Genomic DNA, 13,489 nt, shown 5'->3' on the forward strand with positions numbered 1-13,489 from the left:
TCGCGGAGTCTCCCTGTTCATGCGCCTCTCTCTTCTTGCCCTGCCTCTGGTAGCGCTTTCCGTCGCCGCCCATGCCGAAACCAATGAGGAGAAGGGCGCGCGCTGGTGGAGCCATGTGCAGGCGATCGCCAATGACGGGATGGAAGGGCGCGGCACCGGCACGCCGGGTTATGATCGTGCGGCCGACTATGTGATTGCTCAGATGCAGGCGCTGGGCCTGAAACCGATGGGCGTGGACGGCTACAAGCAGCCTGTCGCCTTTGTCGAGCAGGTGATCCAGTCCGACAAGAGCAGCGCTTCGCTGGTCGGGCCGCAGGGCGCGGCGGCGCTGGCGGTGCCGGGCGACCTCATCTTTTCGGGTGGCGGCGGGCCGGTGCCCGAAAGCATCGATGCGCCGATGGTGTTCGCGGGCTATGGCCTGCATCTGCCCGAAGCGGGGCATGATGATTTTGCCGGGCTGGACCTGAAGGGCAAGATCGTGGTCGTCCTGTCGGGCGGCCCGGCCAATATTTCGGGTGCGCTGAAATCCCATGCCCGGTCGGAGCGTGCGCATTGGCTGGCGGCGCAGGGCGCGCTGGGCCTGATCACGCTGGTCACGCCCAAGCAGGTGGAGATCCCCTGGGTGCGCCGGGTGGCGCTGGCCAGCGCGCCAGCGCTCTATTATGCGGACAAGGCGCTGCGCGATACGGAAACGCCCTTCCTGGGTGCGCAGTTCGACCCGGCCAAGTCGGCGCAATTCTTCGCCGGTACGGGCAAGGATTTCGACGCGATCGCCGCCGCGGCTGATGCTTCCGCCCCGGTCGCCAGCTTCCCGCTGGCGCTGCGGTTCAAGGCGCAGGTCGCCGCCACTCGTCGCGACCTCTCCTCCCCCAATCTGGTCGGGGTCATGCCCGGCAGCGATCCGAAGCTGGCCAAGGAATATGTCGTCCTGTCCGCCCATCTGGACGGCTATGGCATCGGCACCCCGATCAAGGGCGACGCCATCTATAATGGTGCGTTCGACAATGCATCGGGCGTGGCCAGCCTGCTGGAAATCGCCCGCGCGCTCAAGGCCGGGAAGTTGAAGCCGAAGCGATCCATCCTGTTCACCTTCGTCACGGCGGAGGAAAAGGGGCTGTTGGGCGCCCGCTATTTCGCCCGGCGGCCGACCGTGCCGCAGAAGGATATCGTCGCCGACCTGAATTTCGACATGGCGCTGCCCATCTTCCCGCTGACGGCCGTCACGCCGATCGGCTATGACCAGAGCAGCCTGGGGCAGGATGCGGCGGCGGTCAGCGCGGCGATGAACCTTCCGATCACGCCCGATCCCTTCCCGGATCGCAATGTCTTCATCCGGTCGGACCAATATGCCTTCATCCGCGAAGGCATCCCGGCGCTCTTCTTCAAATATGGGTTCAAGGCGGGCACGCCGGAGGCCGACACCGAAAAGGCGTGGCGCGCCAATCTCTATCACTCGCCCTTCGACGATCTGAACCAGCCGGTGCTGCCGGCCGAGACAGCGAAGCTGAATGACTATGTCACCGCCGTCACGCTGCGCGTTGCCAACACGCCCGCGCGCCCGGCCTGGAATGCGGACAGCTTCTTCAAGCGCTTTGCCAAATAGGAATGCGCCTCTTGAACCAAAACCGTTCGTGCTGAGTAGGGGCTGAACCCTTCGACTGCCCGCTTGCAGCAGGCGCTCAGGATAAACTTCACCAAAGGTGAAGTCGAAGTTGAAAAGGTCGGATCGTCCCCCGGACGATCCTGAACCATCCGGGGGATGGTTCACCTGTTCAAGTATCGAAGGATCAAGCGCGGCGCATGATCCTTCGATACGCCATTTCGACTTCGCTCAATGGCTACTCAGGACGAACGGGGGCGGGGACGCTTTATCACGCAGATCGTTCGTACAATTCCAGCGGAAGACCGTCGGGATCGGTGAAGAAGGTGAAGCGCTGATCGGTATAGGGATCGATGCGGATGGGTTCGCATTCCACGCCTGCGGCGGTCAGGCGCGCCACTTCCGCGTCGATATCGTCGATCAGGAAGGCCAGGTGCCGCAATCCGCAGGCTTCGGGGCGGCTCGGGCGAGCCGGGGGTGTGGGGAAGGAGAACAGCTCGATCTGGGCATTGCCCGCGTCCAGATCGCACTTCCAGCTTTCCCGTTCCGCGCGCCACACTTCGCGAAGGACGGGAAAGCCCAATATGTCGCGATAGAAGGCGCGGGAGCGTTCATAGTTGGAACAGATGACGGCAATATGGTGGATGCAGCGCATGGCGGTGGCTTAGCCCAGAAGCCAGCCGGTGGGAATGGGAGGGAAGAGGTGGGCAACCTTGCCCTTTTGCGCCCCGCCAAGTAAGGCGCGCCGGTTATGACTCGCTCGCTCACCTTCGCCATCCCCAAGGGCCGCATCCTCGATGAAGCGCTGCCCCTGCTCGCCAAAGCCGGTATCGAACCGGGGGCGGAGTTTCATGACAAGAAGAGTCGCGCGCTGCGTTTCGCCACCAACCGGCCCGATGTGTCGATCATCCGCGTGCGCGCCTTCGACGTTGCGACCTTCGTCGCCCATGGCGCGGCGCAGATTGGCATCGTCGGTTCAGACGTGGTGGAAGAGTTCAACTATTCCGAACTTTATGCGCCGGTCGACCTCGATATCGGCCATTGCCGCCTGTCGGTCGCCGAACCGGTCGATGCGGCGGACGAAGATCAGGCGGCGATGAGCCATGTCCGCGTCGCGACCAAATATCCGCATCTCACCCGCCGCTATTATGAAGCGCGCGGGCTTCAGGCCGAATGCGTGAAGCTGAACGGCGCGATGGAATTGGCGCCGTCGCTGGGATTGTCGCGGCGGATCGTCGACCTTGTGTCGTCCGGCGCGACGCTCAAGGCCAATGGTCTCGTCGAAACCGACATCATCATGCAGATCAGCGCGCGCCTGATCGTCAATCGCGCCGCCTACAAGATGCGCTCGGCCGAACTGACGCCGCTGATCGACGCCTTCCGCGCCGCCGTGGGGGTGAAGGATGCCGCTTAAGCTCTCCACCACCGACGCCGATTTCGCGTCCGCCTTCACCGCTCTGGTCGACGCTCGTCGCGAAGCGGACGAGGATGTGTCGCGCGATGTGACCGCGATCCTGAAGGCCGTGCGTGCCGGCGGCGACACGGCGCTGGCGGACTATACCCAGCGCTTCGACCGGCATGACCTGAATGTCAGCGGCTGGTCCGTGACGGCTGCGGAAACGCGGGCGGCGCTTGACGGCCTTTCGACAGAACTGCGCGACGCGCTGGAACTCGCGGCTGCGCGCATCACCGCCTATCATGAAAAGCAGAAGCCGGTGGACAGCGATGGCGTGGACAGCGCCGGGGTTCGCCTGGGCGCCCGCTGGAACGCGGTCGATGCCGCTGGCCTCTACGTGCCGGGCGGGCGTGCCGCCTATCCCAGTTCGCTGCTGATGAACGTCATCCCGGCCAAGGTCGCGGGCGTAGCGCGCATCGCCATGGTCACGCCGACCCCCAATGGCGAGATTAATCCGCTGGTGCTGGCCGCCGCGCAAATTGCCGGGATCGAGGAAATCTGGCGTGTCGGCGGCGCGCAGGCGGTGGCCGCGCTCGCTTATGGCACTGACCGGATCAGGCCCGTCGATGTGATCACCGGCCCCGGCAACGCCTGGGTCGCCGAAGCCAAGCGCCAGCTTTACGGCGTGGTCGGCATCGACATGGTGGCCGGCCCGTCGGAGATCGTGGTCGTCGCCGATGGCAAGAATGATCCGGAATGGACCGCCGCCGATCTGCTGAGTCAGTCGGAGCATGACCCGACGAGCCAGTCGATCCTCTTCACCGACGATGCCGCTTTTGCCGATGCCGTCGCGCAGGCCGTCGAGCGCCAGATTCCGACGCTTTCCACCAGCGCCGTCGCCCGCACTAGCTGGGACGCCAATGGCGCGATCATCGTCGTGCGCGATCTGGACGAGGCGATGCCGCTGGTCGATCGGCTGGCGGCCGAGCATCTGGAACTGGCGGTGGACGATCCCGACCGCTATTTTGCGCAGGTGCGTCACGCCGGTTCCGTCTTCCTGGGTCGGATGACGCCGGAGGCGGTGGGCGATTATGTCGCTGGGCCGAACCATGTGCTGCCCACCGGTCGCCGTGCGCGCTTCTCCTCGGGCCTGTCGGTGCTCGATTTCATGAAGCGCACCAGCTTCCTGAGCCTTGACGCAGCGGCCATCGGCGCGATCGGCCCCGCTGCCGTCGCGCTGGCGCAGGCGGAAGGACTGCCCGCGCATGCTGCTTCGGTGGCTTTGCGTTTGAAATAGAATATCGTTCGCCCTGAGCGAAGTCGCAGGGCGCGCCTGAGCATTGGCGAAGGCAATTGACCTCACTGCGTTCGGTCATGGGCTTCGACATTTTTTCGAGGCCAGTGACTCGAAAAAACAGCCCGAACGGCTAAGGAAAGAATTATGAACGAACGCTCCAAATCCCGTTCCGCCGCGCGCCTTGCCGCGGTTCAGGCGCTGTACCAGCTCGAAATGGAGGGCACGCCCGTCCATATCCTGCTGCACGAATTCCATCAGCACCGTCTGGGTGCGACGATCGAGGATGTGACCTATGCCCCGGCGGAGGAACCCTTTTTCGACGATGTCGTGCAGGGCGTGGATCGTCGTCGGGATGAGATTGACGGCCTGATCGCCGCCCGCCTGTCGAGCGGCTGGAGCCTTGACCGCCTCGACAAGCCGATGCGCCAGATTTTGCGCGCCGGCACCTATGAGCTGCTCGCGCGGGCCGATGTCGGCACGGGCACCGTGATCAGCGAATATGTCGATGTCGCCCACGCCTTTTACGACAAGCGCGAGGCGGGCTTCGTCAACGGCCTGCTTGATGGCGTGTCGAAGGACGTGCGGAAGTAAAGTTTCGCGCCGGCTACCCGTATAGATAAGGGATCATGTCCGCCGAATCCCGCTTCCTCACCCTGTTGCGCCTGCTGGCTCATGATCCGGCGGCGCAGGGGCTGAGCGACGATGTCGCGATCCTGCCGGTCGGCGGGGCGCGGCTGATCCTGACCAGCGACACGATGGTCGAGGGCGTCCATTATCTGCCCACCGATCCGCCCGCCGACATTGGCTGGAAGCTGGCGGCGGTCAATCTGTCCGACCTGGCAGCCAAGGGCGCGCGCCCGGTGGGGTGCCTGCTCAACTATGCGCTGTCGGGCGACGATGGCTGGGACGCGGCCTTTCTGGAGGGGTTGGGCGAAGCGCTGGAGCGGCACGCCATGCCGTTGCTGGGCGGCGATACGGTGCGGATGCCAGACGGCAGCGCGCGCAGCTACAGCCTGACCGCCATCGGGGAAGCTACAGCGGCCGTCCCCACGCGCAGTGGGGCGCAGCCGGGCGACCGGCTTTATGTCACCGGGCCGGTGGGCGATGCGGGCATCGGGCTGGATTTGGCCCGCGCCGATCCCGCTGCATCCGGCCCGCTGGTGGAGGCCTATCGCCGTCCCCGCCCGCGTATATCGGAAGGCGCGCTGCTCGCGCCGGTGGCCGGCGCGATGATGGACTTGTCCGACGGGCTGCTGATCGATGCGCTGCGCATGGCGCAGGCGAGCGGCGTCGCCATCACTATCGACCATATCCCGCTGTCGCGCGCGCTGGAAAAGGTGCGCGGGGCCAGCACCGCTGTCCAGATCGCGGCTGCGCGCGCGGGGGATGATTATGAACTGCTCTTCGCCCTGCCGCCCGGCATGGCGGTGCCGGTCCGGGCGATCCCGGTCGGCCATGTGAGTGAAGGCACAGGCCTGACGCTGAAGATCGACGGCGCGATCCTGCCCTTGCCCGACCGGCTGGGCTGGGAGCATGGGTAAAGGCGGGCAGGCTGGGACAAACTGCCCGGCTTGATCCCCCCGGTTGCCGCGCCTACACCCCTTGCCATGACCCATGCACCCTATCCGGCGCTGCGTATGCGCCGTACCCGTGTCGCCGCCTGGAGCCGGGCGATGCACGCCGAAAACCGCCTGTCGCCCAGCGATCTGATCTGGCCGCTCTTCGTGACCGAGGGCGAAGGCATAGAGGAACCGATCGCCGCGCTGCCGGGCGTGTCGCGCTGGTCGGTGGACCTGATGGTCGCCCGCGCGAAGGACGCGCGCGACGCGGGCATTCCCTGCCTTGCCCTGTTCCCCAATACCCAGCCGGACCGGCGCAGCGATGCGGGCGAAGAGGCGCTCAATCCCGATAATCTGATGTGCCGCGCCATCCGCGCGATCAAGGATGCGGTGCCCGATATCGGCATCCTGACCGACGTGGCGCTCGACCCCTATACCGCCCATGGGCAGGACGGGCTGCTGGACGATAGCGGCTATGTCCTCAATGACGCGACGATCGACGTGCTGATCGGCCAGTCGCTCAATCAGGCGGCGGCCGGGGCGGATATCATCGCGCCCAGCGACATGATGGATGGCCGCATCGGCGCGATCCGCGCCGCGCTGGAGCAGGGCGGCCATGTCAATGTCCAGATCATGGCCTATGCCGCCAAATATGCCAGCGCCTTCTATGGTCCCTTCCGCGACGCGGTGGGATCGCGCGGGCTGTTGAAGGGCGACAAGAAAAATTATCAGATGGACCCCGCCAATGGCGAGGAAGCACTGCGCGAGGTCGCGCTGGACCTGGCCGAAGGGGCCGACAGCGTGATGGTGAAGCCGGGCCTGCCCTATCTGGATATCGTCGCGCGGGTGCGCGATCGCTTTGCCGTGCCGGTCTTCGCCTATCAGGTGTCGGGCGAATATGCGATGATCGAACATGCCGCCGCCGCGGGCGCGGGGGATCGCGATGCGCTGGTGCTGGAAACGCTGCTGGCGTTCAAGCGGGCGGGCTGTTCGGGCGTGCTGACCTATCATGCGCTGCACGCTGCGCGCCTGCTGAATGGCTGAATTCCGGCTTGAAACGGATCGGCTGATCCTGCGCGAATGGCGTGCGGGCGATGTCGATCCGTTCATGCAGGCGCTCGATACGCCCGATGTGATGCGCTGGCTGGGCGGATCACAACCGCGCAGCCATTATGCCGATCTGCAACAGAGCATGGCCCGGATGGAGGCGGATATCGGCCATTGTTTCTGGATCATGGAAAGCCGGGCTGACGGCGCGATACTGGGCTTTTGCGGCCCGCGCCGGGGGCGGCATCCCGGCACGCCCATCTATGGCGAAGTCGAACTGGGCTGGCGCCTGTCCGCCAGTCATTGGGGACAGGGCCTGGCACGGGAGGCGGCGCAGGCCGCGATTGACTGGTGCTGGGCCAATCTGCCCGACCGGCGGGTGATCGCCTATACGGTGCCGGGCAACAGCGCGTCCTGGGGGCTGATGCAGCGGCTGGGCATGGCGCGGCAGGCGGCGCTGGATTTCGATCATCCGTACTTCGCGCCGGGCCATCCGCTGTGCCGCCATATCGTCTATGCGCTGGACCGGCCGGATTGATCGCCTCTTAACATCCGCCTTCTCCTGCGGCATGACCATGATCGGGGCATGGGGAAGGGGAATGAGTTGATCGGCACACGCACCCGCTTCATCCTCACCATTTGCGCGGGGTCTTTCCTGCTCTTTCTGGTCCAGCCGATGATCGCGCGCATGGCGTTGCCGCGTCTGGGCGGTGCGCCGTCGGTGTGGAATTCGGCGATGCTGGTCTATCAGGCTCTGTTGCTGGCCGGATATGCCTATGCCCATCTGCTGGGCCGCTTTCCCGCGCGGCGGCAGGCGCTGATCCATCTCGGCCTGTTCCTCCTCTCCGCCATCTTCCTGCCGATCGGGCTGGCGACATGGCAGCCGCCGCAACAGATGGAGCCGGCTTTATGGGTGCTGTGGCTGCTCGCCGCGTCGATCGGCCCGCTCTTCTTCGTGGTCGCGGCGCAGGCGCCGCTGCTCCAGCGCTGGTATGCGCTGGCGGAGGGGCGCGATCCCTATCCGCTCTATGCTGCGTCCAATCTGGGTAGCTTCGCCGGGCTGATCGCCTATCCGCTGCTGGTCGAACCCTTTCTGGCGCTGCGGGCGCAGAGCCTGTTCTGGTCGCTCTGCTATGGTGCGCTCTTCTTCCTGGTCTATGTCAGCGCGCGGCGATTACCGCCCGATGCGCCGGGGGAAGTCGCCAGTGAAGCGGCCGATACGCCTGCACCGGGGCGGCGGCAGATGCTGCACTGGCTGGCGTTGTCGGCCGTGCCTTCCGGCCTGATGCTGGCGACCAGCCTGTATCTGACCACCGATATCGTCACCATGCCGCTGCTCTGGGTGCTGCCGCTCGGCCTCTATCTGCTCAGCTTCAGCGCCGCCTTCGCCACCCGGCGCGGCGTGGCGGACCTGTGCAGTCTGATCGCGCCCATCATCCTGCTGATCGGCGCCTGCATCGCCTTTACCGGGACGATCCATTTCCCGGTATTCGTGGCGCTGGGCATATTGGCGGTGCTGTTCGTTGTGTCGACCGCGCTCCATGCCCGCCTTTATGATCAGCGCCCGGCGGCGGCGCATCTGACCCGTTTCTACCTGCTGCTGTCGGTCGGCGGAATGATCGGCGGGCTGTTCTGCGCACTGATCGCGCCGCTGATCTTCGACTGGACCTATGAATATCCCGCGCTGCTGGCGGCTGCCGCGCTGCTGCTGCCCGCGCGCGAAGCGACGCTGCGGCTGCCGCGCTTGCTGTGGGAAAGTCCGGCGCGCCGGGTCTGGCTGGCGACGGCGATGTTGCTGGCGGGGCTGGTTCTGTCGATCATCGGTGGCGGGCTGGTGCCGGGATGGACATCGCCGCTGATCAAGACGATCTGCTTCACCACCATCATCGCCTTTGGCGTACTGGCGCTGGGTCATCGGTTGCTGGGCGCGGGGATACTCCTCTATCTGATGCTGTGCCTCAGCGGGTGGGAGAAGCTGTCCCAGTCGGCCAGCGGCATGCTGACGCGCAGCTATTTCGGCGTCTATGGCGTCGCGGACCGGGACGGGAAGGAACGCATCCTGTTCCACGGCACCACCCTGCACGGCATCCAGAATCTGACGAAGGGCCGGGAGACCGACCCGACCAGCTACTATGCGCCGCTGTCCGGCGTGGGGATGGCGCTGGGCCATGCGCCTACGTTGTTCGGCCCACATGCGCGGATCGATGTGGTGGGGCTGGGGGCGGGGACGCTGGCCTGCTATATCCGCCCCGGCCAGACATGGCGCTTCTACGAGATCGATCCGGCGATGGTCGCCATCGCCCGCAATCCCGCCGATTTCAGCTTCCTATCGCGTTGCCAGCCGCATGCCGACATCGTGATCGGCGACGCCCGCATGACGATCGCGCAGCAGCCGGCGGGCGGCGCGGACCTGCTGGTGATCGACGCTTTCTCTTCCGATTCCATCCCCATGCACCTGCTGACGCGGGAGGCGCTGGATATTTACGGCCGTCGGCTGGCGCGCAATGGCGTGCTGCTGATCCATATTTCCAACCGCTATCTGGACCTGCGGCCGGTGGTGGCGGGGGATGCGGCGGCGGAGGGATGGCACGCGCGGCTGCGTCATTATGTGCCGGACAAGCGGGATGAGGCCCGCCACTATGCCGCGTCTTTATGGGTTGCCCTGTCGCGCGACCCGGCGCAACTGGACCGTCTGGAATATCTGACCCGGCCGCAGGACTGGCAATTGCTGCGCCCGCGCCCCGGCTTTTCCGCCTGGACCGACGACCATGCCAGCATCCTGCCGGTGCTGAAGATCAGACCATGAGAGAGGAAGATATATTGTCCGCCCCAGACTATCCAGATGTCAGCATCATCCCCTTTGACGGCAAGGCCCCACGCATCCATTCCAGCGCCTTCATCGCGCCGGGATGCCGGATCATCGGCGATGTGGAAATCGGCGAGGATGCCAGCATCTGGTATAATTGCGTGATCCGGGGCGATGTGAACAGAGTGCGGATCGGCGCGCGGACCAATGTGCAGGACGGCACGGTCATCCATTGCGACAGCCCCGGCGACCGCGCCGACGGCCGCCCGGCCGATGGCTGGCCCGCGATCATCGGCGACGATGTGCTGATCGGCCATATGGCGATGATCCATGGTTGCGTGCTGGAGGACCGGGCATTCGTGGGGCTGGGCGCGATCGTGATGAGCGGCGCGCGGGTGGAAAGCGACGCGATGCTGGCCGCGGGCGCCCTGCTCTCACCGGGGAAGAGCGTGCTGCACCGCCAGCTATGGGCCGGGCGCCCGGCAAAGTTCATGCGCGACCTGAGCGACGAAGCGCTGATCGACATGCGCGAAGGGGTGGACCATTATGTCCACAACGCCAAGGCGCATAAGGGCGCGGTGAAGGCTATGGGGGAGTAGGGGGCTGGTTTGGGTGGGTAGGGGAAGGGCGGCGCTGGAGAAAATATGTGCTAAAGCTGACAGAGTTGGTTAGCATTATCGCATGATGCACCATCTTTGGCCTTGGTCTCTTGCTCTGCCATTTTTGGTGGTGATGGGAGGTGAAGCCTATGCCGCCCGCACATCGATTGCAGTGGAGCGGGCGGTGACGCATTGTGTAGGAGGCGTCCAAGAAGTTGATCTGCCCGGGGGTGAAGTTCCATTATCCCGTCGCGATTTCGTCAAGCCATCACCCAAAAGCCAGTTGCTGCTACGGCGCTTTCTTGGTGGTAGAAAATACCGACCGTTGACACCGGAACTGAGCAAATCACTTGGTGTGACCGCCAATGCGGGTCGGCAGTGGAATGCTATGGAGGTCACTGGAGATTACGGCAAAGATGCAAATGAAGCAGAGCGGACTTTTTACAATCCGCACGCTTTGGTTGCGTCATTTTTTCCTGCCACGAAGAAACTGGCTGTGGGTGTCTCTCTGCCATTTGTACCAAAATCGCGGTTTTTCTCGTTCATCGTGCTGATCGATATCCCGAAAGATACGAAGCAAGTCACGATTGATTGCGGTAATTTTAGATGACAGCTCAAGGGAGTTTCGTTCGCTAATCTAAATAGCGAAAAATGGTCGTTAGCCGCTGCATTGCCATTTCGTTATGCTGAACTTGTTTAGCTACGCTAGCCTTTGGCTCAGCATCCATCGCGCCGCCGAATCCATTCATCAAGAGGAGGAATGGACCCTTAAACAAGTTCAGGGTGACGATAAGGGAGAAGTCTGCCTTGATCGTCAGGCGCCGCCTTTCAAGGCTGCGGCAGTCGCGCCTTCATCGCGTCGATGCGGTCATTCTGCTGGTCGACCAGGGCCAGCGCGGCGCTGCGGGCGGCGTCTATGTCTTCCAGGCCGCCGCGCGCCTTGCCGTCGGCGATGGCGTTGCTGCGCTCGACATAGAGGGTGTCGAGGCTGGCGAGGGCCGAGACGCTGTCGTTGCGGGCGGTTTCCAGCGCGCTGATCGTCACCTGCGCGGCGACCCAGGCATCGCTCGACACGGGCGATCCGGATGCCGCGCGCACGGCCTTGTCAGCGGCGGCGGCAGCGGCGTCGAACCCGGCGGCGCCCTTGTCCGCCTGTGCCACATGGCTGGCGATTTCCTTCGACAGGGCAGCGTCGGCCGGGGCGGGCGCGGGGGGCGGCGCGACTTCGGCGACCGGCGCGCTTTCGATCGGCCGCTTGGCCAGCGACGGATAATTTTGCGGCGACCCGGCGCAACCGGACAGGAACAGGGCCAGAGCGGCAAGAAGGCGGCGCGGAGTCATGTGTATCATCTAGGTGGAGGCGAGGGCAGACGCAACCGCCTCAACGCCCTGGTTGATCATAGGCTTCGTTTCTCGAATGCCCGCGAAATGATCGAACGGATTAGAGTTTTAACCACCGGCGTCATTGCGAGGGCAGCGAAGCAATCCATGGTCGCGCCAGTGGTTTGCTTCGCTGCGCTCGCAATGACGATTCAATGTGAAATCATTCCGTCCTAGATCAACGCGGCAGGGCGGCGGCTTCGCGGGCGAGCGCTTCGATCTTGGCCGGGTCGATCGGTCCCTTGGGTACGACCCAACTGCCGCCGACGCATTTGATGAAGGGCTGGGCCAGCCATTCCGGTGCGCTCTGCGGCGTGATGCCGCCGGTGGGGCAGAAGCGGGCGGTGTGCAACGGCGCGGCCAGCGCCTTCAAGGCTGGCAGGCCGCCAGACGTTTCGGCCGGGAAGAATTTGAAATGGCTAAGCCCCATGTCCATGCCCCGCATGATGTCGCCCGCCGTGGCGGTACCGGGCAGGAAGGGGATGTTGGCCGCGATTGCCGCCTTGCCCAGCGGCTCGGTGAGGCCGGGGCTGACGATGAAGCGCGCGCCTGCTTCCATTGCTGCATCAAGCTGCGCGGGGTTCAATACGGTGCCCGCGCCCACAACGGCGCCCTCGACCTTGGCCATTTCGCGGATCACGTCCAGCGCGGCGGGGGTGCGCAGCGTCACCTCCAGCGCGGGCAGACCTCCGGCGACCAGCGCCTGCGCGATCGGCAGCGCATCTTCGACCCGGTCCACCACCAGCACCGGAATTACCGGCGCCAGTTCCATCACCTGTTCTACGGTCAGGCTCATCATCACTTCTCCCTATAAGCTGCGGCAGCGCCGAACAGCCCGATTTCATCATGGATGGCGCAGCGGATCGGTACGGTCGCCATCAGGCTTTCGAACCGGCCCTTGGCCTTGAAGCGGGTGTGGAACCCGCTCTGCTTCAAAAAGTCGTGCATGCGCTGGGTCAAGCCGCCGGCCAGCACCACCGCATGGGGGCCATGCGCCAGCGCCAGATCGCCCGCGACCGATCCGTAGCAGAGGCAGAAACGCTCCAGCGCGCGGCGGGCGAACTCGTCACTGCCGTCCAGCGCGGCCTGCCATAATTCGGGGTCTTCCATCAGGATGACGCGATCATGGCCGATCGTCGCCAGCGCCTTGTAGATGTAATTGAGGCCCGGCCCGGACACGATCCGCTCGGTCGACACGCGCAGGAACTTGTCGCGCAGGTAAGAGAGGATTTTCTCCTCGGTCGGGTCCAGCGGGGCGAAGTCCAGATGGCCGCCCTCGGTCGCGATGACATGGGGATGACCCTGATCATAGGCGATCATGGCGACGCCAAGGCCCGTGCCGGGGCCAAGGATGGTCACGCCGCCATCGCTGGGGAAGGGGCGATCCTCGCCGAACAGCAAAGGCAGATTTTCGGCCGGCAGGCGGGACACGGCATGGGCCACCGCCTCGAAATCATTGACCAGCCGCACGCTGTCGACATTGATGTCGGCCGCCAGCGTATCGGCGCGGATCACCCAGTTGCTGTTGGTCAACTTGATCACCTCCCGCCCGATGGCAGTGGCGAAGGCGATGGAGGCGGCGCGGGGCAGGTCGCCGCTGCCCTCCTTCTTCTCATCTTCGGCAAAGGCCGCCCAGCAGGCTTGCAGGCTGGGATAGTCGGCGACCTTGTACTTGCGCACGGTGCCGAGCGTCGGCACGCCCCGCTCGTCCAGCGAGGCGCGGGCGAAGCGGGCGTTGGTTCCGCCAATATCGGCGGCGATGATGTCGGTCATATTCGGACACCTTGATATAGTGTTCGTCATCC

The 13,489-nt window shown here is 64.8% G+C and carries 14 protein-coding genes; 10 read left to right on the forward strand and 4 right to left on the reverse strand.

Going from position 1 to position 13,489, the window contains the following annotated elements:
- Positions 1 to 19: 19 nt before the first annotated feature.
- The gene (locus BMY84_RS08290; RefSeq protein WP_093082956.1) at positions 20 to 1,603 is read left to right on the forward strand and encodes a M28 family metallopeptidase; all 1,584 of its coding nucleotides are present in this window, start codon (positions 20 to 22) and stop codon (positions 1,601 to 1,603) included.
- A gap of 268 nt (positions 1,604 to 1,871) precedes the next feature.
- On the opposite strand, the gene BMY84_RS08295 is transcribed toward BMY84_RS08290, so the two are convergent.
- On the reverse strand, positions 1,872 to 2,255 hold the full coding sequence (locus BMY84_RS08295) for a VOC family protein (RefSeq protein ID WP_093082959.1): 384 nt from the start codon (positions 2,253 to 2,255) through the stop codon (positions 1,872 to 1,874).
- A 96-nt stretch (positions 2,256 to 2,351) separates the two neighbouring features.
- On the opposite strand from BMY84_RS08295, the gene hisG reads away from it, so the two are divergent.
- From hisG to BMY84_RS29025, 9 genes are all read left to right on the forward strand, one after another.
- Entirely contained in the window at positions 2,352 to 3,014 is a 663-nt protein-coding gene (gene hisG, locus BMY84_RS08300; protein ID WP_093082962.1) for an ATP phosphoribosyltransferase, read from the forward strand.
- Positions 3,004 to 4,293: a histidinol dehydrogenase gene (hisD, locus tag BMY84_RS08305; protein WP_093082965.1), complete on the forward strand. Its 1,290-nt coding sequence runs from the start codon at positions 3,004 to 3,006 to the stop codon at positions 4,291 to 4,293. Before hisG ends, hisD begins: the two co-directional genes overlap by 11 nt.
- A gap of 144 nt (positions 4,294 to 4,437) precedes the next feature.
- A complete protein-coding gene (gene nusB, locus BMY84_RS08310; protein WP_093082968.1) occupies positions 4,438 to 4,884 on the forward strand; it encodes a transcription antitermination factor NusB in 447 nt (148 codons plus the stop codon).
- A gap of 35 nt (positions 4,885 to 4,919) precedes the next feature.
- Positions 4,920 to 5,834, forward strand: coding sequence for a thiamine-phosphate kinase (thiL, locus tag BMY84_RS08315; RefSeq protein WP_093082970.1), 915 nt, complete (start codon positions 4,920 to 4,922; stop codon positions 5,832 to 5,834).
- 66 nt (positions 5,835 to 5,900) lie between these two features.
- Positions 5,901 to 6,896 carry a porphobilinogen synthase gene (hemB, locus tag BMY84_RS08320; RefSeq protein ID WP_093082973.1) on the forward strand — a complete coding sequence of 332 codons (996 nt, stop codon included), beginning with the start codon at positions 5,901 to 5,903 and terminating at the stop codon, positions 6,894 to 6,896.
- Positions 6,889 to 7,437, forward strand: coding sequence for a GNAT family N-acetyltransferase (locus BMY84_RS08325; RefSeq protein WP_093082976.1), 549 nt, complete (start codon positions 6,889 to 6,891; stop codon positions 7,435 to 7,437). Before hemB ends, BMY84_RS08325 begins: the two co-directional genes overlap by 8 nt.
- Positions 7,438 to 7,485: 48 nt before the next feature.
- Complete coding sequence (locus tag BMY84_RS08330) at positions 7,486 to 9,705, forward strand: fused MFS/spermidine synthase (RefSeq protein ID WP_093082979.1); 2,220 nt, start codon at positions 7,486 to 7,488, stop codon at positions 9,703 to 9,705.
- The gene (locus BMY84_RS08335) at positions 9,702 to 10,304 is read left to right on the forward strand and encodes a gamma carbonic anhydrase family protein (protein ID WP_093082982.1); all 603 of its coding nucleotides are present in this window, start codon (positions 9,702 to 9,704) and stop codon (positions 10,302 to 10,304) included. Before BMY84_RS08330 ends, BMY84_RS08335 begins: the two co-directional genes overlap by 4 nt.
- Positions 10,305 to 10,386: 82 nt before the next feature.
- Entirely contained in the window at positions 10,387 to 10,914 is a 528-nt protein-coding gene (locus BMY84_RS29025; protein WP_143075010.1) for a hypothetical protein, read from the forward strand.
- A 218-nt stretch (positions 10,915 to 11,132) separates the two neighbouring features.
- Here BMY84_RS29025 and BMY84_RS08340 read toward each other — a convergent pair whose 3' ends face one another.
- From BMY84_RS08340 to glk, 3 genes are all read right to left on the reverse strand, one after another.
- Complete coding sequence (locus tag BMY84_RS08340) at positions 11,133 to 11,645, reverse strand: hypothetical protein (RefSeq protein ID WP_093082986.1); 513 nt, start codon at positions 11,643 to 11,645, stop codon at positions 11,133 to 11,135.
- Between the two features lie 217 nt (positions 11,646 to 11,862).
- Complete coding sequence (eda, locus tag BMY84_RS08345; protein WP_093083398.1) at positions 11,863 to 12,480, reverse strand: bifunctional 4-hydroxy-2-oxoglutarate aldolase/2-dehydro-3-deoxy-phosphogluconate aldolase; 618 nt, start codon at positions 12,478 to 12,480, stop codon at positions 11,863 to 11,865.
- Positions 12,481 to 12,482: 2 nt separating this feature from the next.
- Entirely contained in the window at positions 12,483 to 13,487 is a 1,005-nt protein-coding gene (gene glk, locus BMY84_RS08350) for a glucokinase (RefSeq protein ID WP_093082988.1), read from the reverse strand.
- Positions 13,488 to 13,489 lie beyond the last annotated feature (2 nt).

This window comes from Sphingobium sp. AP50 (genome assembly GCF_900109095.1).
Classification (GTDB): Bacteria; Pseudomonadota; Alphaproteobacteria; order Sphingomonadales; family Sphingomonadaceae; genus Sphingobium.

Excerpts from the sequence above, each read along its gene's own strand:
- BMY84_RS08295 (WP_093082959.1), bottom strand. The coding sequence starts at position 2,255 with ATGCGCTGCATCCACCATATTGCCGTCATCTGTTCCAACTATGAACGC.
- BMY84_RS08330 (WP_093082979.1), top strand. The coding sequence starts at position 7,486 with ATGGGGAAGGGGAATGAGTTGATCGGCACACGCACCCGCTTCATCCTC.
- BMY84_RS08340 (WP_093082986.1), bottom strand. The coding sequence starts at position 11,645 with ATGACTCCGCGCCGCCTTCTTGCCGCTCTGGCCCTGTTCCTGTCCGGT.
- hisD (WP_093082965.1), top strand. The coding sequence starts at position 3,004 with ATGCCGCTTAAGCTCTCCACCACCGACGCCGATTTCGCGTCCGCCTTC.
- BMY84_RS08325 (WP_093082976.1), top strand. The coding sequence starts at position 6,889 with ATGGCTGAATTCCGGCTTGAAACGGATCGGCTGATCCTGCGCGAATGG.
- BMY84_RS08335 (WP_093082982.1), top strand. The coding sequence starts at position 9,702 with ATGAGAGAGGAAGATATATTGTCCGCCCCAGACTATCCAGATGTCAGC.
- BMY84_RS08290 (WP_093082956.1), top strand. The coding sequence starts at position 20 with ATGCGCCTCTCTCTTCTTGCCCTGCCTCTGGTAGCGCTTTCCGTCGCC.
- BMY84_RS29025 (WP_143075010.1), top strand. The coding sequence starts at position 10,387 with ATGATGCACCATCTTTGGCCTTGGTCTCTTGCTCTGCCATTTTTGGTG.
- hemB (WP_093082973.1), top strand. The coding sequence starts at position 5,901 with ATGACCCATGCACCCTATCCGGCGCTGCGTATGCGCCGTACCCGTGTC.
- hisG (WP_093082962.1), top strand. The coding sequence starts at position 2,352 with ATGACTCGCTCGCTCACCTTCGCCATCCCCAAGGGCCGCATCCTCGAT.
- nusB (WP_093082968.1), top strand. The coding sequence starts at position 4,438 with ATGAACGAACGCTCCAAATCCCGTTCCGCCGCGCGCCTTGCCGCGGTT.
- glk (WP_093082988.1), bottom strand. The coding sequence starts at position 13,487 with ATGACGAACACTATATCAAGGTGTCCGAATATGACCGACATCATCGCC.
- eda (WP_093083398.1), bottom strand. The coding sequence starts at position 12,480 with ATGAGCCTGACCGTAGAACAGGTGATGGAACTGGCGCCGGTAATTCCG.
- thiL (WP_093082970.1), top strand. The coding sequence starts at position 4,920 with ATGTCCGCCGAATCCCGCTTCCTCACCCTGTTGCGCCTGCTGGCTCAT.